The sequence below is a fragment of the Pseudoalteromonas sp. QJM3NY_12 genome (assembly GCF_056173165.1).
On sequence record NZ_CM149661.1, the window covers coordinates 2,441,133 to 2,457,517 of the forward strand.

The 16,385-nt window shown below is 41.2% G+C and carries 17 protein-coding genes; 1 reads left to right on the forward strand and 16 read right to left on the reverse strand.

The window, feature by feature from the left end:
- On the forward strand, positions 1 to 309 hold the full coding sequence (locus tag AC0VZ5_RS11455; protein WP_054201705.1) for an EscU/YscU/HrcU family type III secretion system export apparatus switch protein: 309 nt from the start codon (positions 1 to 3) through the stop codon (positions 307 to 309).
- 28 nt (positions 310 to 337) lie between these two features.
- Here AC0VZ5_RS11455 and AC0VZ5_RS11460 read toward each other — a convergent pair whose 3' ends face one another.
- The 16 genes from AC0VZ5_RS11460 to fliR all read right to left on the reverse strand — a co-directional run bounded on the left by AC0VZ5_RS11460 (position 338) and on the right by fliR (position 16,383).
- Entirely contained in the window at positions 338 to 739 is a 402-nt protein-coding gene (locus AC0VZ5_RS11460; protein WP_054201706.1) for a DUF2802 domain-containing protein, read from the reverse strand.
- A gap of 18 nt (positions 740 to 757) precedes the next feature.
- A complete protein-coding gene (locus AC0VZ5_RS11465; protein ID WP_008112225.1) occupies positions 758 to 1,255 on the reverse strand; it encodes a chemotaxis protein CheW in 498 nt (165 codons plus the stop codon).
- Positions 1,256 to 1,276: 21 nt separating this feature from the next.
- Complete coding sequence (locus tag AC0VZ5_RS11470) at positions 1,277 to 2,011, reverse strand: CheW domain-containing protein (RefSeq protein WP_198523533.1); 735 nt, start codon at positions 2,009 to 2,011, stop codon at positions 1,277 to 1,279.
- 3 nt (positions 2,012 to 2,014) lie between these two features.
- Positions 2,015 to 2,785, reverse strand: coding sequence for a ParA family protein (locus AC0VZ5_RS11475; protein WP_475472907.1), 771 nt, complete (start codon positions 2,783 to 2,785; stop codon positions 2,015 to 2,017).
- A gap of 12 nt (positions 2,786 to 2,797) precedes the next feature.
- The gene (locus AC0VZ5_RS11480; protein WP_178956405.1) at positions 2,798 to 3,757 is read right to left on the reverse strand and encodes a flagellar motor protein MotB; all 960 of its coding nucleotides are present in this window, start codon (positions 3,755 to 3,757) and stop codon (positions 2,798 to 2,800) included.
- 5 nt (positions 3,758 to 3,762) lie between these two features.
- On the reverse strand, positions 3,763 to 4,527 hold the full coding sequence (locus tag AC0VZ5_RS11485) for a flagellar motor protein (protein ID WP_138605311.1): 765 nt from the start codon (positions 4,525 to 4,527) through the stop codon (positions 3,763 to 3,765).
- Positions 4,520 to 5,656, reverse strand: a complete 1,137-nt coding sequence (locus AC0VZ5_RS11490) for a protein-glutamate methylesterase/protein-glutamine glutaminase (protein WP_464711436.1) — start codon at positions 5,654 to 5,656, stop codon at positions 4,520 to 4,522. Before AC0VZ5_RS11490 ends, AC0VZ5_RS11485 begins: the two co-directional genes overlap by 8 nt.
- 53 nt (positions 5,657 to 5,709) lie before the next feature.
- Positions 5,710 to 7,956, reverse strand: a complete 2,247-nt coding sequence (locus AC0VZ5_RS11495; protein ID WP_475472909.1) for a chemotaxis protein CheA — start codon at positions 7,954 to 7,956, stop codon at positions 5,710 to 5,712.
- A 14-nt stretch (positions 7,957 to 7,970) separates the two neighbouring features.
- A complete protein-coding gene (locus AC0VZ5_RS11500; protein WP_138605308.1) occupies positions 7,971 to 8,744 on the reverse strand; it encodes a protein phosphatase CheZ in 774 nt (257 codons plus the stop codon).
- Between the two features lie 16 nt (positions 8,745 to 8,760).
- Positions 8,761 to 9,144 carry a chemotaxis response regulator CheY gene (gene cheY / locus AC0VZ5_RS11505; RefSeq protein ID WP_138605307.1) on the reverse strand — a complete coding sequence of 128 codons (384 nt, stop codon included), beginning with the start codon at positions 9,142 to 9,144 and terminating at the stop codon, positions 8,761 to 8,763.
- Positions 9,145 to 9,184: 40 nt separating this feature from the next.
- Positions 9,185 to 9,895, reverse strand: coding sequence for an RNA polymerase sigma factor FliA (locus tag AC0VZ5_RS11510; RefSeq protein WP_138605376.1), 711 nt, complete (start codon positions 9,893 to 9,895; stop codon positions 9,185 to 9,187).
- A 26-nt stretch (positions 9,896 to 9,921) separates the two neighbouring features.
- Positions 9,922 to 10,782, reverse strand: coding sequence for a MinD/ParA family ATP-binding protein (locus AC0VZ5_RS11515; RefSeq protein ID WP_138605306.1), 861 nt, complete (start codon positions 10,780 to 10,782; stop codon positions 9,922 to 9,924).
- Positions 10,775 to 12,262, reverse strand: a complete 1,488-nt coding sequence (flhF, locus tag AC0VZ5_RS11520; protein WP_138605305.1) for a flagellar biosynthesis protein FlhF — start codon at positions 12,260 to 12,262, stop codon at positions 10,775 to 10,777. The genes AC0VZ5_RS11515 and flhF overlap by 8 nt, the downstream gene beginning before the upstream one ends.
- Before the next feature lie 21 nt (positions 12,263 to 12,283).
- Positions 12,284 to 14,392: a flagellar biosynthesis protein FlhA gene (flhA, locus tag AC0VZ5_RS11525; RefSeq protein WP_010387925.1), complete on the reverse strand. Its 2,109-nt coding sequence runs from the start codon at positions 14,390 to 14,392 to the stop codon at positions 12,284 to 12,286.
- Positions 14,393 to 14,463: 71 nt separating this feature from the next.
- Positions 14,464 to 15,594 (reverse strand): flagellar biosynthesis protein FlhB, encoded by a 1,131-nt coding sequence (gene flhB / locus AC0VZ5_RS11530; RefSeq protein ID WP_036981753.1) that lies wholly within the window; start codon positions 15,592 to 15,594, stop codon positions 14,464 to 14,466.
- A 9-nt stretch (positions 15,595 to 15,603) separates the two neighbouring features.
- Complete coding sequence (gene fliR, locus AC0VZ5_RS11535; protein ID WP_010387923.1) at positions 15,604 to 16,383, reverse strand: flagellar biosynthetic protein FliR; 780 nt, start codon at positions 16,381 to 16,383, stop codon at positions 15,604 to 15,606.
- Positions 16,384 to 16,385 lie beyond the last annotated feature (2 nt).

The window sequence follows — 16,385 nt, forward strand, 5'->3', positions numbered from 1 at the left end:
ATGACGGATTCATTTAAAAACAATTCAGCAATTGGACTGCTCTACGAAACGGGTAATTCACCCACCGTAAGCGCTAAAGGGTTTGGAGAATTGGCGGATGAAATTATTGCCCTAGCTAAAGATAAAGGTATTTTAATCCATCAGGATGAAGCACTTGCAAATACACTTTCGAAATTAGAGCTTGGCGAAGAGATCCCTAAAGAGCTTTACTTTGTTATTGCTGAACTGATTGCTTTTTCATATGTGGTAAGAGGGAAATTCCCGCCCGGATGGCAGGACTTTCAAGGGAAGCTCAATATAAAAGCATGAGCCAATATGATAAAAAACAAAAAAGGCGCTAAGCGCCTTTTTGTTTGTGTAAAGAAAATAACAGTTCTGCTTCGGCGCGGGGTAATTCACACTCGCGAATAACCTCATCTAAATCAGCACCTAGCTCAACCATTTTTACCGCTCGAGAGTATATTTTAGCATCAGGGTCATCGTATTTTTGAGCAGCTTGTTGCTGTATCAGCTCTTGGTTTTGTTGTTCTACCTCAAGCACTCGTTTACCAATACTCATTAATCCAGTTCGTAACTCAGAGACTTCGCTACGTAAAATATTAATCTGCTCTGATGAATCTTTAAATTGCTGTAATTGTGCGCCAAGCTCATTCGCATAACGCTTTTTAAACATCACAATTAACAGCAGCGAGAATAGCCCAAATGCCAAACCCGCAATTGCAATACCAAGTAATAACATAATTTTATGTAGAGAAGCTTATATATCGCTTAACTCATCCCATTCGTCATCACTAAGTAGTTTATTTAAATCAACCAGAATAAGTAGCTCATTATCGCGGTTACATACACCTTGAATAAATTTAGCACTTTCTTCAGTACCCACGTTTGGAGCGCTGTCAATTTCTGAGCTACGTAAATACACGACCTCAGACACGCTATCGGCTAAAATACCAATTACTTGTTCTTCAGCTTCAATAATCAAAATACGTGAATTGTCGGTCGCTTCAATGTCAGGTAACCCAAAGCGAGAGCGAGTATCAATAACGGTAACAACATTACCACGCAGGTTGATAATACCAATCACATACGAAGGCGCACCTGGGACAGGAGCAATTTCGGTGTAACGTAGTATTTCTTGCACTTGCATTACATTTACGCCATAAGTTTCATCTTCTAGCTTAAACGTAACCCACTGTAAAATTTCATCATTATTATCTGCATTTTTTTTAGCTGACAGTAATTTATCTTCACTCATGCTCTTACCTCGTAATGGTCATTACTTGTGACGGCTATCTAAGCCCTTCTCTAATAGTGCATTTAAATTATTAACATCTATTAAAGCACACATTTTTTCTTTAATTACTCCAGCAAGCCATGGGCGCTTACTGTCATTTGTACGCCATTTTACATCTTCTTTACTCAATGTAATGTTATTTATTAGTTTTTCTGCTAATAAACCCCACTGGCTATCACCTAAAGTGATTAGATATTGATAATTTAAAGATGCCTCTAACTGCTCATCATACTTTTCAGGCATAACCCAGCGTGCAGTATCAACAACATTGAGCTTTTCTTCTCGGTTGATCATGACACCTTTAAACCATTTAGGTTTACCAAATAAATGATTCACCTCTCCAAGCTCATGTATGCCGCCTAACGCTTTTAATGGCACTGCTAAAGTGAGTCCTGCTACTTCAAAAAATAATGCTTGAAATTCACCATCAAAGTATTCTGCTTCATTACCAAGTGCTACATCATGTTCAGTTTCAAGCTGCTGCACTTGGTGAGAATCTATTTCTACATTCGTTACCTGCTCATGGCATTTTTCAACCTCAACAACCGGCTCAACTACCGATTCAACCTGAAGTGGTTGCTCTTTTTGCTCTTCATACGCTACCTGCTCAAGCAATTTAGCAACAGGCTCAAGGTCTTTCGCTGGTACGTCATCAGATAATAACGCCCCTAAATACTGAGTGACTACTTTTTCATTAGCAAATAATTGCTTACTCATTTATTAACCTTGTTTTATTAAATATTCGAGCAATGCTTTATAAGCATAGACTCCACGGGCATTAGGGCAAAAATCAATAGGCACTTTTTGCGCTAAACTCGCATCTCTAAATTTTGTATCAACAGGAATTACACCTGGCCATACTTTTTCTTTGTACATATCTTGTAATGTTTTATAGGCTTCAAGTGACGCTTTGGTGCGCTTATCATACATAGTTGGAATTATAGTATATTCATAGCTTTTCGCTTGCGAGGTTTGCATTAATTCCATAGTACGCATCATTCTATCAAGCCCCTTAAGCGCTAAGAACTCAGTTTGTACTGGTACCAGCACTCTTTCACAAGCAGCAAGGGCATTGACCATAAGTACCCCTAAAACGGGCGGACAATCTAAAATTGCGTAATCGTAATGCTCGCCAATTTTAGCCAATGTTTTTTTTAAAATAAGGCCCATCCCCGTTTTATTACCCATACTACGGTCAAGTGTAGCAATCGCCATTGTGGCAGGTAAAATATCAAGATTTTCTATAGTAGAAGGGCATAATGCTTGCAATATTTCCTCGCTTTTCATGCTCGACCCGCGACTGAAAATATCGTAAACACTGACCTCTAAATCTTCTGAATCAATGCCAAAGTAATAAGTTAATGATGCATGTGGATCGGTATCAATCAGTAACACTCGCTTACCTTGAAGCGCAAGGATGCCAGCAAGGCTAACCGCTGTAGTGGTTTTACCTACCCCTCCTTTTTGATTGGCTACTGTCCAGATTTTCACATTACATCCTAATTACTGTTCATTACGCGTAGTAACACGAATACCACCATGCTCTAAGCGAATTATTTTTATTGTATCGTCTTGAGTAGGCAGCTCAACTTCAGCTGGTTTAATAGCTTCAGGAAGTTGCTGCTCAGTATCCTCATCCGCTGACTCTAAAACCAAGCCGTATTTGGAAAGCGCAATCACCACTTTGCGGTTTTCAGCCCGCCCTGCTTCGGTATCATTATCGGCAAAAGGTGAGTATTGGCCATATCCCTCAATTGCCATGCGCGCAGATTGAATACCTAAGCGCTCTAATTCAACTAATATTGATGTTGCACGTGCCACCGACAACTCCCAATTAGAGCGAAATATTTCATTGCGAATAGTTTCGTTATCTGTGTATCCCCGCACTCTTATATAGTTATCGACAGGTGCGATTATTGCTTCAATCTTTTTTACAACGTCTTTAGCTTGGTTATGCGCAACGGCACTACCGCTGGCAAACAACAACCCAGAATTAAGTTCAATAACCAGCCAATCTTGACTAAGCTCTAAGCTTGCATCGCCACTACGTATTTCATCAATGAGTGACGACTGTAGTTTGACCAGTAAACTGTCGAGTGGCTTACCTAAGTGACGCTGGCTGATATTGCTATTATCACTTTGGCCATCGAGCAATACTGGCCCTTGTTCTTGTTTTTGAATACTTTCGCCATATAAAACTTCAGCCTCGGGAGTCACTCTTTCAAGCAACAAAGCATCGCCGTTTACTCCCTTACCTTGCTGAGAAAATTGTTTAGCTGACTTATCAAAAACATGCTCAAGAGAGTCAGATAAAACTTGTATATTGTCTTCTTTGTTTATTGCAATAGCATACAATACAACAAAAAATGCAAACATAATGGTCATGTAATCTGCATAAGAGACTAGCCAACGCTCAGTATGTTGGCTTTTAACGTTTTGATGACGTAAGCGACGGCGAAGCATAACCGCTAATGAGCCTGTAATATAGGACGTTCAACGCGGTAAGCTTCAAGCTTTAATTCTATATTAATAGGGCTCTCGCCTTGGCTAATGGCAATAACGCCTTCAGCTAGCATTTCATGGTAAAGCATTTTTTGCTCAACCCGTTGCTTTAATTTGTTGGCCATCGGCAAAAACAGTAAATTAGCTAAACCTACACCATATATAGTCGCAATGAATGCAGTGGCAATACCCGTTCCTAATTGCTCAGGATCGTTAATAAACGACATAGCTTGGATCAGTCCAAGCACAGCACCTAAAATACCAATGGTTGGGCTGTAACCTCCCATCGCTTCATACACTCGGCTAGCTTCCAGCAATCGTTCTCGTTCAAGTAATAAATCAATCTCGAGAGTATCACGAAGCTTTTGATCTGAGCAGCCATCGACTAATAAACTCAGTCCTTTAGTGGCATAAGGGTCAGAGTGAGTAAGTGCTTCGTTTTCGAGCGCTAAATAGCCCTCTTGGCGGGCTTTATGCGACCAGCGCTTTACTTGTTCAATCGTATCTTCAATATCGTGGTCATCAGTAACAAAAACCCAATGAGTAATACTAAGCATTTTCTTAAATGTATTGGCTGATGTTTGCAGCATCACTGCTCCTAATGTGCCGCCTAATACAATAATAAGTGCAGGCCCATTAAACAGAGCAGATACCACACCTCCCTCTAAAGAATAACCGATTGCAATAGCACCTAATGCAACCAATAATCCTAAAATAGAAAGCTTATCCACAGCCAATCTCTCTTTTTAAACGCGCAGCAACATCATGAAGACCTATGCTTTCACTTGCTAATCCTGCACTTGCTACTGCTTGCGGCATACCATATACAACACAGCTTTTTTCATCTTGAGCCCAAATTGTAGCGCCAGATTGTTTAAGCATACGAGCACCATCACGACCATCCGCGCCCATACCAGTCAAAATAACGGCAAGTACATCACCTTGGTATGCTTTTGCTGCACTAGCAAAGGTTATGTCAACACTAGGCTTATAGCTTACTCGTTCATTTTTATCTTCAAATACGCGTAGTGTTCTGTTTGAACCCCGTCCTTCTACCATCATTTGCTGCCCACCTGGTGCTAAATATGCACAGCCAGGTTGAAGCCTATCGCCTTGCTGTGCTTCTTTTACTTTAATTTTGCACAAGCTATCTAATCGGGTTGCGAACGCAGGTGTAAATGCCGCAGGCATGTGTTGTATGAGTAGTATTGGGTGTGGGAAATTAGCAGGTAACTGAGTCAATATAGTTTGCAGTGCAACCGGTCCACCTGTTGATGTGCCAATAGCAACTAATTGGTATTGCTTACCACTAGCACGTGTTGATGCGCTACTTGAAGGCGTTGGGCTTGCACTTTTAAAGCTACGATCAGGTTGCACTATAGGCTTGTTAGCAAAGCGCTCAGAAGTGCCTGGCGCTGGTTTAAGACTTGGAGCAGCAGGCGCTCTGGTAATTCTACCAATTCGCTGGCGGCCTATTTCTTTAACTTTATTTTGTAATAACTTAATTGCATCGTCGTTGTTACGTGCGATATCTTCAAACTTTTTCGGTAAAAAGTCCATCGCACCAGCATCAAGTGCATCTAAGGTAGCAGATGCCCCTGCACGCGTTAACGACGAGAACATTAAAATAGGAGTGGGATTACTCGCCATTATCTCTTTAACTGCGCTGATGCCATCAAGCACAGGCATTTCAACATCCATGGTGATCACATCGGGTCGTAGTTGAGCTGTTTTATCGACAGCTTCTCGACCATTTACAGCGAAACCTATAACTTCAATGCCGCTGTCTTGTTCAAGTATTTCACTCACTCTGCGGCGAAAAAAGCTTGAATCATCAACTACTAAAACTTTAACAGCCATTTCGCTCTCTTATTCAATGAATGGGTAGGCATAAAATGTATGCCTACTTTTAATTATCCAGCGTAATGCTTTAACATATTTGGCACATCTAGGATCAGTGCAATACCACCATCAGAGGTGATTGTTGCACCTGCCATACCTGGCGTACCTTGAAGTAATGCGTCTAGAGGCTTAATTACCACTTCTTCTTGACCAATGAGCGAGTCAACAACAAAACCCACTTTTTGAGTTCCTATTTGCACAATAACCACATGACCTTGTGCTTTTCGATGACCTCTATCGGCGCCTTTAATGAGCCAATGTTCAAGGTAGAAAAGTGGAATTGATTTTTTACGAACAATTATAGTTAGCTGGCCATCAACCACATTGGTTTTTGTTAAATCTAAATGGAATATTTCACTCACACCCGCCAGCGGCAACGCAAAGGTTTGTTCGCCAACTATTACCATTAAGGTAGGCAGTATCGCTAGAGTAAGTGGCACTTTAATTTCTAAAGTAGTACCAACACCCATTTCTGATTTGATATTCACCGAGCCATTGAGTTGAGTGATTTTTGTTTTAACCACATCCATACCAACACCACGGCCGGAAATATCTGAGATCTCTTCTTTAGTTGAAAAACCAGGTGCAAAAATAAGATTATACGCTTCAGTATCAGAAAGACGACTCGCTTGGTCGTGATCAAGCACCCCTTTACTAATCGCAATCTTTTTAAGCTTTTCAGCATCCATACCGGCACCATCATCTTGGATGGTAAGTAGAATATGATCGCCTTGTTGAGAAGCTGATAAGGTCACAGTACCCGTTCTAGGTTTACCCGATGCTTCACGAACATCTGGCATTTCAATACCATGATCCACTGAGTTGCGCACTAAATGCACCAATGGATCTGCCAATGCTTCTACTAAGTTTTTGTCTAAATCAGTGTCTTCACCAACAAGTAATAAATTAATATCTTTTTGTAGCGTTCGTGCTAAATCTCGAACTACACGTGGAAAACGGCCAAACACTTTTTTGATTGGCTGCATTCGCGTTTGCATTACCGCACCTTGGATATCAGCAGTCACTACATCTAAATTAGAAATAGCTTTGCCCATAGCCTCGCTGTCAGAGTTTGTTGCCAGACTCACCAAACGGTTTCGCACAAGTACCAGCTCGCCTACCATATTCATTATTTGGTCTAAACGTTTGGTGTCAACACGAACCGTTGTTTCTGCCGGTGGAGGCGCTGCTTTTTTAGGCGGCGCGGCCTTGGCTGGCTGTGGAGCAGGCGCAGGCTTAGCAGGCTCTGCTTTTGGTACCGGTTTCGGTTCAGGTTTTGGTACAGGTTTCGGTGTAGCAGCAGGTGCAGACTTGTTTGCGGCTACGGGCTCAGGTTTACTTGCCGGAGCCGATGCTTCTATAGCTTTAGGTGCACCTTTGCCATGTAATTCATCTAGCAAAGCTTCAAATTCATCGTCACTTATTTCATCATCGCCCGCGCTTGAGTCACTATTTTGTGAATCTACTACAGGAGCTGATGGTGCTTGCTGTGGTGTACTTGCAGTGCTTTGAGTAACTTCGCCAAAACTACCAACACCATGAAGCTCATCTAATAAGCTATCAAATTCATCATCTGTAATATCGCCATTTACATCACTGTCGCTTGATGGGGATTGTTTTTCTTGCGTGGACTGGCCTTTACCATGAAGCTCATCAAGAAGACTTTCGAACTCATCTTCAGTTATTTCATCAATCTGAGAGTCTGAGCTACTACTATCTGGGCCGTTAAATAATTCATCAAATGCGAATGGGTCTTCTTCAGAATCATTGCTAGGTTGTTCTACAGCGGCCTCAGGTTCTACTGATGGGGTTTCAACAGAGGCTGTATCTTCCTCAACTACAGCATCGCCGGCTAGCTCTTCTGCCGTCGGTGGTTGTCCAAGCTTATGAAGGACTGCAAGTAACTCTGGATCAGCAGGTTCTGGCTGGTCACGATTTTTAATTGTGGCAAACATTTCATTAATGGTGTCGAGCGCTTGTAAAATTACATCCATTAATTCAGAGTTAACTGTTCTTACACCTTGGCGCAATAAATCAAACACGTTTTCAGCACCATGACATGCATCAACAAGCTCTGTCATTGCCAAAAAACCGGCGCCACCTTTTACAGTGTGGAAACCACGAAATATTGCGTTTAGTAGTTCAGTATCATCTGGGTTGTTTTCCAGTTCTACTAACTGTTCAGATAAAAGCTCAAGGATTTCTCCGGCCTCTACTAAAAAGTCTTGTAAAATATCTTCATCGACTTCAAAGCTCATGCAGTACTCTCCTATTAGAAGCCCAAACTTGATAATAGATCATCAACTTCATCTTGATCAGATACAACATCATTACGCGATTCTTTATCAATAATAGGCCCTTCAGGGCCTGCTAGTGTTTGTGCAACAATGGAATCTTCTGTTTCTTCTGGTTGTTCGGTCTGTTGTGTTGGCTCAACCTCACCTTGTGCTGCAAATGCAGTTAACAAGTGGATCAAGCTTTCTTCAACTTCACGCACAAGTTCAATAACACGACGAATAACCTGACCAGTTAAATCTTGATAGTCTTGAGCCATCAATACATTGGTCATCAACATCTGCAACTCATCAGTTTTATGATGAGAGCTGTTCATAAACTTATCAATACTATGACAAAGTGACTTAAACTCACCAAGCTCAATTTCCCGGCTCATTAACCGATCCCACGTTGGCTTGATATCAGAAATTTCGTCAGCAATTTCTTGCGCTAAAGGTAAGCTAGCTTCAACTGCATCCATTGTTTTATTGGCTGCATTCTCAGTCATTTCCATGACATAGTTGAGGCGTTTCTTAGCATCAGGGATGGCATCAGTGGTAATGTCTGTTAAGCGCGTATCTAACTCGAAACTCTTTAAAGCTTCATGTAATTGACGCGTTAACTTACCTACCTCAGCAAATAACTGTGATTGCTCTTGTGAAGCTGTTTCTAAAATTAACTGATTCGCTTTATCTTGCTCACCATTTTCTAAAAAAACAACCAACTGGCGAGCTTGTTCTAAAGTAATCTGAGGCGCAGCAGGTGCTGACATAAGCCTCTCCCTCTCATTAACCTAAGCGTTCGAACACTTTTTCTAATTTAGTCTTCAATGTACCTGCAGTAAATGGTTTAACAATATAACCATTAACACCTGCTTGGGCCGCAGCTACTATTTGTTCTTTTTTAGCTTCTGCTGTAACCATTAAAACAGGAATATGCTTTAATTTGTCATCAGCTCGAATTGCCCTCAAAAGATCAATACCTTGCATGCCTGGCATATTCCAATCTGTTACAACAAAATCAAATACTTGATTTTGCAACATAGGTAAAGCAGTTGACCCATCATCCGCTTCTTGAACATTGGTAAAACCTAAATCGCGCAACAGGTTTTTAATAATACGTCTCATTGTTGAAAAATCATCAACAACAAGAATTTTAATGTTTTTATCCAAAACATCCTCCAGTGAGGCCTGAACCTTTATTTACTTACTTCTAGTTTATCCAGTCATTGATTTTTGCTTTAAGCTTAATCATCGCCTGACCATGTATCTGACTTACACGCGACTCACTAACATCGAGTATATGCCCAATTTCTTTTAAATTCATTTCATCGTTATAGTACAAAGAAAGCACCATTGCATCTTTTTCCGGTAACGACTTTATCGCATTGAGTAAAGACTCATTAAACCGTTCATTTTTAACATTATTGAAAGGTTTGTCTAGTGCTAAATCTTGGCCATGAGGTGTAATCACATCATCGTCAATACCAAGGTCCTCAATGCCCAAAACTTTGCTTACATTGACATCATTTAAAATATGATGGTACTCATTTAACGAAATTTCAAGTTTTTCAGCCACTTCACTATCTTTAGGTTCACGATTTAAACTGTTTTCAAGCGCGACTATCGTCTCTGCTACTAGTCTACTTTTTCTGTGAACTGAACGTGGAACCCAATCACCTCGTCGCATTTCATCTATCATTGCACCACGAATACGAATACCCGCAAAGGTTTCAAAACTCGCGCCTTTACTGGCATCGAAGTTTTTTGAAGCCTCTATTAAGCCAATCATACCTGATTGAATTAAATCATCTAGTTGCACACTGGCCGGTAAACGAGCAATTAAATGGCATGCCACTTTTTTGACTAATGAGGCATGCTTTTCAACAATCATATTTAAATTCTGTGCTGACTGATATCCCATAGCTCTATTCACCGGTATTGTCATCGTTAGTTACTAACTAGCTTCTCAATAAAAAACTCTAAATGACCCGAGGCTTGACTAGGTGTTTGCCACTTAGTAATTTTTGTCGCCAGTGTTTTAAAAGCAATCGCAGCAGGAGACCCTGGAAAAACTTCAACTATCACTTTTTGGCGACGCGTTGATTTGCGCATATTCTCATCATAAGGAACTGTTGCAACCAACTCCATGGTTATATCTAAAAATCGGTCGGTTACTTTTGATAGTTTAGCAAATAATTCCTGCCCTTCACGTAAGCTACGCACCATGTTGGCAACAATTTTAAATTTGATTACGCCGTGTTCACGGCTCAGTACTTTAATTAGTGCATAAGCATCAGTAATTGAGGTTGGCTCATCACATACCACCACAACCACATCTTGTGCGGCGCGAGAAAAGCTCAATACCATGTCAGAAATACCCGCTGCGGTATCCACAATTAAAATATCAAAATCGGTGTTAAGCTCGCTAAATGCACGGATAAGTCCGGCGTGCTCTGAAGGAGATAGCTCAACCATGCTTTGCGATCCCGATGTTGCAGGTACTATTTTTATGCCTGCGGGGCCTTCAACTAAAATATCTTCGAGTTCACATTCACCTGATAAAACATGAGACAAATTGCGCTCTACACGCAGTCCAAGCATAACATCACAATTAGCTAACCCTAAATCAGCATCTAATACCAGCACACGCTTGCCTTGTTGGCCTAACGCGATTGCCGTGTTAAGGGATACGTTTGTTTTACCCACTCCACCTTTGCCGCCGGTGACAGCGATAACTTTTACGCCGTTATTATTATTGTTGCTCATTTTGCGAAGGCCGCTTGCTTGATCTAAAACTGTGTTAATCATACATCTCTACTGTGTTCGACGCCACTGATTGGTGTCTTGATTGTTGTGCTTTTATTCTTTTTAAATACAATTGCTCAGCTTTTTTTACTAGTTTTTCAGCATTTGCCACTCTGATATCTTCTGGTACTCGCTGACCATTAGTAAGATACCCTATTGGGAGACGATTTTGAATCGCAATACTAATAATCTCACCTAAACTCAATGACTCATCTAACTTAGTAAAAATACATCCACTAAGCTGTACTTTTTTAAAGTGCCTTACTGTCTCTTGTAATACATTGATTTGCGCTGTAGCACTTAATACTAAATAACTACGTATATCCACACGTTGATTACGCATTAAGGTATTAAGCTGCTCAGTTAAGCGTAAATCTCGCTGACTCATTCCTGCTGTATCAATTAAGACTAGACGTTTATTTCGTAAATGGTATAAAACTTCTGCTAATTCATTTGCATCTTTAACTTGTTTTACGCCACAGCCAATAATTCGACCGTAAGTTGCTAGCTGCTCATACGCACCAATACGGTAGGTATCAGTGGTAATAAGCGCGACTTTATCAGCACCATACTTTTGCGCACCTAATGCAGCTAATTTTGCAACTGTGGTGGTTTTACCTACCCCTGTTGGGCCGACTAGAGCATAAACACCACCTTGGCGAAGAATTTCGTTGTTAGTGGTTTGCATTTGATCTTCAACCATATTCAATAAGGCTTTCCAACCTTGTTGGCGAGATACATCATCGGGTACAAAGCATGCCATCTGCTCAGCAACGTCTTTATCTATTCCCATACCCACTAAACGGTCAATCATGCATGCACGGGTTGGATCGCGACGTGCCATATCTTGTTGCATTAAACCTGACACTTGATGTTCTAGTAATTGACGAATTGCGTTCATTTCTTCGCGCATGGTGCTTATATCACTCGACTCGTTTTGCATCGTTTGCTGACGCGGTGCACTCGGTGAGTCTAAATCGTCAAAACCACTGTCTAAATCATCAAAACCTAAGCTATCAGCTTGAGTACGAGGACGTGCAGGCGCACTTTGTTCACGTTCGAACATATTTTTAGGTCGAGATTGCACAGCTTCTTGTTCTTGATAATGGCCAGAAGTATCAATACCTGATTGTGAAAACATTGACGCAAGCTCTGCTGAACGAGGACGGGGAGATTGACGTTCTAATAAAGCTTGTAAACTGTCTGCCACCTTTGCTTGTGGCTTAGGTTGAGCACGCTGTGGCTCTGGTTTTACAAAGTTATGTGAGCTCTGGGTATGTGCAAATGAAGCACTTGCAGCTGGTTGGCTTTGAGGTTGCTCTGGCGCTTTTGTCGCGGCTTTGTCGTAATCAACAGCAGCAACAATTTCAACGCCATTAGCTAGTTTCTTATTTGACATAATAACCGCATCAACACCAAGCTCTTCTTTTACTTCTTTTAGTGCGGTGCGCATGTCTTTAGCAAAAAAACGTTTAATTTTCATAATTCAAACCCCTTTAAAATCTTATTGTTGGCCTACAGAGCTGACAATCTTGATCTGTCTTTCATCTGGTATCTCTTGATAAGACATCACTCGCAATCCTGGAATGGTGTATTTAACAAATCGAGATAACACAGTGCGTAACATTCCTGACGTTAGCAATATTGAAGGTTCACCGGCCATTTCTTGATTTTGATGTGCTTCATTCAATGATGTTTGAAGTCTATCAGCAAGTCCTGGTTCTATTCCGGCACCTTCATCACCTGCATTTTGAAGTGACTGATGCAACATCTGTTCCAACTCAGGCGCCAAGGTTATGACAGGGATTTCAGAAGACATACCAACAGCATCTTGAACGATTAATCTACGCAACGATATTCGTACTGCAGCCGTTAATACATCAGGGTCTTGGCTACGAGGGCCATACTCAACAAGGGTTTGAACAATCGAACGCATATCTCGTATTGCTACCCCTTCATTTAATAAGTTTTGTAGTACTTTAACGATGGTGGTCAGCGGTAATACCTCCGGTACTAGCCCTTCAACTAAGCGAGGGTGACTTTTACCTAACATATCTAATAAGTTTTGTACTTCTTCGTGGCCAAGCAATAATGCGGCGCTATTGGTGAGTAACTGGCTAATATGGGTGGCCACAACGGTGGCTGAATCAACCACGGTATAACCTAAAGATTGCGCTTCATCTTTTTGATCTGGTTTTATCCATACCGCATCTAAACCAAATGCAGGGTCTGTAGTTTCAATGCCTTTGAGCGGGCCAAACACTTGGCCAGGATTAATTGCCAGTTCATCGCCGTGTTTAAGCTCACCCTCACCACTTGATACACCCATCATGGTGATGCGATACGCATTTGGGTCGAGCTCAAGATTATCGCGGATATGCACTGGCGGCACTAAAAAACCTAGCTCTTGAGATAGTTTTTTACGCACCCCTTTAATACGGTTTAATAGCTCGCCACCTTGTGATTGGTCTACTAAAGGAATTAACCGGTAACCCACTTCTAAGCCAATAACATCAACTTGCTGTACATCATCCCAACCCAGTTCTTTTTGTTCTTGTTTAGCCGCAATTCCGGTACCTGAAGCTGCATTTTCAGCTTCTTCGGCTTCAGCAGCTGCTAATTTAAGTTTGTTTTGCTGCGTGTAGTATGCAAGGTAACCTAAAAGCGCCCCTAAACTTAAAAATGCAATATGCGGCATACCTGGGACTAAACCCATAGTAATGAGGATACCAGAGGCAATAAATAACGATTTTTCGTTTCCTAGCTGCTGCTTAAACTGATCGCCCATATTGTGCGATTCATTTTGACGCGTTACAACAATCGCAGTACCAATTGAAAGTAGTAATGAAGGTAATTGCGCTACTAAGCCATCACCAATGGTCAATAGTGTATACACTTCCATGGCACGGGAAAAACTCAAATCATGTTGGATCATGCCAACAAATAAACCACCTACAATATTAATCACTAAAATAACGATACCCGCGATAGCATCGCCTTTTACAAATTTACTAGCACCATCCATAGAACCATAAAAGTCGGCTTCACGGGTTACTTCATCACGACGTTCTCTGGCTTGCTCTGCACTAATAAAGCCAGCATTCATATCTGCATCAATCGCCATTTGCTTACCCGGCATAGCATCAAGGGTAAAACGTGCTGACACTTCAGAAATACGCCCTGCACCTTTGGTAATTACCACAAAGTTTATGATAATTAGAATCAAAAATACCACTAAACCCACGGCGTAGTTACCACCAATCACCACCGAGCCAAATGCTTCAATTACCTTACCAGCAGCATCACCACCATTATGACCCTCAAGTAGTACCACCCGAGTACTGGCTACATTAAGTGCTAAACGCATGATCGTGGCGATTAACAACACAGCTGGAAACATGCCAAATTCAAGCGGCTTCATGGTATATACGGTGACCAGTAATACTACTAATGCAAGCGCGATATTAAACGAAAATAATATATCAAGCAGAAATGGAGGCAGGGGTAAAATAACCATGCCAAGCGCAGCTAAGACTAAAAGCGGTGTACCAACGCCCTTTGCATATTCTTTTTTATCTTTATTAAGTTGTTGTAATACCGCTTTAAATTCCATAACTCTACAATTTCAAAAAATTGACACTACGCTGAAATTGCAATAACTATTCCAAGTTAGTTGGTTAGCGGTTAATACTTGAATTCATCGGGGATTGGCAGTTTTTTATTAAGCGCGACAGGGCGTTTTCCACGGCCTTTTTTAAACCGTTTAAGTTGAAATACATAGGCAAGCACTTGAGCAACAGCAGTAAATAGCTGATCGGGAATTTGCTCCCCTACTTCAGCAGTATGATAAAGCGCTCGCGTTAAAGTAGGCGACTCAACAATGGGTACTTCATTACCCAAAGCAATTTTACGAATTTGCATAGCGAGTTCGTCAACACCTTTGGCTAGTACAATAGGCGCTCCAGCTCGCTCTGTGTCGTATTTTAAAGCCACTGAGTAATGAGTAGGGTTGGTAACAATAACATCGGCATCGGGAACATCCTGCATCATTCTCTTTTGCGACATTTGACGTTGGGTTTGCCTGATACGCGCTTTGATTTGCGGATCACCCTCAGAGTTTTTATATTCATCTTTTACTTCTTGCATCGTCATTTTAAGCTGTTTGTTATGGCTATAACTTTGAAATGGCGCATCAATAGCTGCAATAATAATTAAGGTGCAAGATAACCCTAAAAACATCCAGGCTAATATTTCCAAAGCATGCACGATATTGCCCGGCGCACTTTCTATACTTAAATGTAATATTTCATCAAAATAAACATTAATTAAAAAGATAGCGAAAGTTGCCACTAGGCCAAACTTTAATAATGACTTAAGTAGTTCAATAGCCGCTTGCGGGCCAAACATCCGAGTAAAACCTTTCATTGGCGACATTTTACTGGCTTTGGGCGCAGCTGCCTGCCAGCTAAAATTAAAGCCGCCAAGCATGGTGTTACCAATAAACGCAGCGAGTACAATAATAAGTACAAACATCGACATAGGAAATAACAGTACGTCGGCCACCTCCCCCCACACCGCAAACATTTTTGTGGTGTCGTAGGTTTCATTGCGATTAAGACTAAGCATTCTGCCCATAATTCGGTACAAGCCTTTGCCAATTTCAGGGCCGTACATTAATAGAGAAATAGCAGAAAAAATAAGTACAAACATAGTACCTAGCTCTTTAGAGCGCGCTATTTGGCCTTTCTTTTTGGCATCATCAACTTTTTTGGGCGTGGGTTCTTCGGTTTTTTCTTGTCCTGAATCTTCAGCCATTACGCTCTCCTAAGGGGAACAACCAACTAGAGTACACATTAGCTCAACCATTTTTAGCCATTGGAACTCAAACTGAGTGATAAAGTTACCGAGGGTAGCCCAAATAATAACGAGCCCTGCCACTAAGGTAAACGGAAAGCCTATAGAGAAAATATTTAACTGTGGGGCAGCACGGGTCATGATGCCAAATGACATATTAATTACAAGCATGGCCGTTAATGGCGCTAACGAAAGCACTAGTGCAGTGGTAAACATCCAACCACCCCATGTCACTATGTCCCAATAATGATCAACCGCCCACCAATTACCATCAATTGGCAATACCTGAAAACTATGTACCACCATTTGAATCATCATTAAATGGCCATTAAATACAAAAAATAACAAGGTAGCTAAAATGAGGTAGAACTGCCCTACAGCAGGCACACTCATTCCATTTGAGGGGTCAACAACAGACGCAAAACCTAAACCAGTTTGCATAGCAAGGATTTGCCCGGCTAACACAAATGTATTGAGCAGTAGTGTGGATGCAAAACCAATCGCAACGCCAATCAGCATTTGTTGTAGCACCACTAAAACCATTTCAAAAGAAAATAAATTAGTAAATGTAGCGGGAGGTAAAACAGGCACAACTAAAAATGTGACTACAACAGCCAAGCCCATTTTAATTCGAGAAGGGACGTTTTTGGCGCCAATACCCGCCATTATCATGATCATTGAGCTAATACGCACCAGGGGCAGTAAAAAATCACTTAACCATTGAATAACAACGGAAAATGGGAACTCCATCG

Excerpts from the sequence above, each read along its gene's own strand:
- fliR (WP_010387923.1), bottom strand. The coding sequence starts at position 16,383 with ATGGAGTTCCCATTTTCCGTTGTTATTCAATGGTTAAGTGATTTTTTA.
- AC0VZ5_RS11490 (WP_464711436.1), bottom strand. The coding sequence starts at position 5,656 with ATGGCTGTTAAAGTTTTAGTAGTTGATGATTCAAGCTTTTTTCGCCGC.
- AC0VZ5_RS11495 (WP_475472909.1), bottom strand. The coding sequence starts at position 7,956 with ATGAGCTTTGAAGTCGATGAAGATATTTTACAAGACTTTTTAGTAGAG.
- flhA (WP_010387925.1), bottom strand. The coding sequence starts at position 14,392 with ATGGAATTTAAAGCGGTATTACAACAACTTAATAAAGATAAAAAAGAA.
- AC0VZ5_RS11500 (WP_138605308.1), bottom strand. The coding sequence starts at position 8,744 with ATGTCAGCACCTGCTGCGCCTCAGATTACTTTAGAACAAGCTCGCCAG.
- AC0VZ5_RS11460 (WP_054201706.1), bottom strand. The coding sequence starts at position 739 with ATGTTATTACTTGGTATTGCAATTGCGGGTTTGGCATTTGGGCTATTC.
- flhB (WP_036981753.1), bottom strand. The coding sequence starts at position 15,594 with ATGGCTGAAGATTCAGGACAAGAAAAAACCGAAGAACCCACGCCCAAA.
- AC0VZ5_RS11455 (WP_054201705.1), top strand. The coding sequence starts at position 1 with ATGACGGATTCATTTAAAAACAATTCAGCAATTGGACTGCTCTACGAA.
- AC0VZ5_RS11465 (WP_008112225.1), bottom strand. The coding sequence starts at position 1,255 with ATGAGTGAAGATAAATTACTGTCAGCTAAAAAAAATGCAGATAATAAT.
- AC0VZ5_RS11515 (WP_138605306.1), bottom strand. The coding sequence starts at position 10,782 with ATGATTAACACAGTTTTAGATCAAGCAAGCGGCCTTCGCAAAATGAGC.
- AC0VZ5_RS11510 (WP_138605376.1), bottom strand. The coding sequence starts at position 9,895 with ATGGGATATCAGTCAGCACAGAATTTAAATATGATTGTTGAAAAGCAT.
- AC0VZ5_RS11480 (WP_178956405.1), bottom strand. The coding sequence starts at position 3,757 with ATGCTTCGCCGTCGCTTACGTCATCAAAACGTTAAAAGCCAACATACT.
- AC0VZ5_RS11470 (WP_198523533.1), bottom strand. The coding sequence starts at position 2,011 with ATGAGTAAGCAATTATTTGCTAATGAAAAAGTAGTCACTCAGTATTTA.
- flhF (WP_138605305.1), bottom strand. The coding sequence starts at position 12,262 with ATGAAAATTAAACGTTTTTTTGCTAAAGACATGCGCACCGCACTAAAA.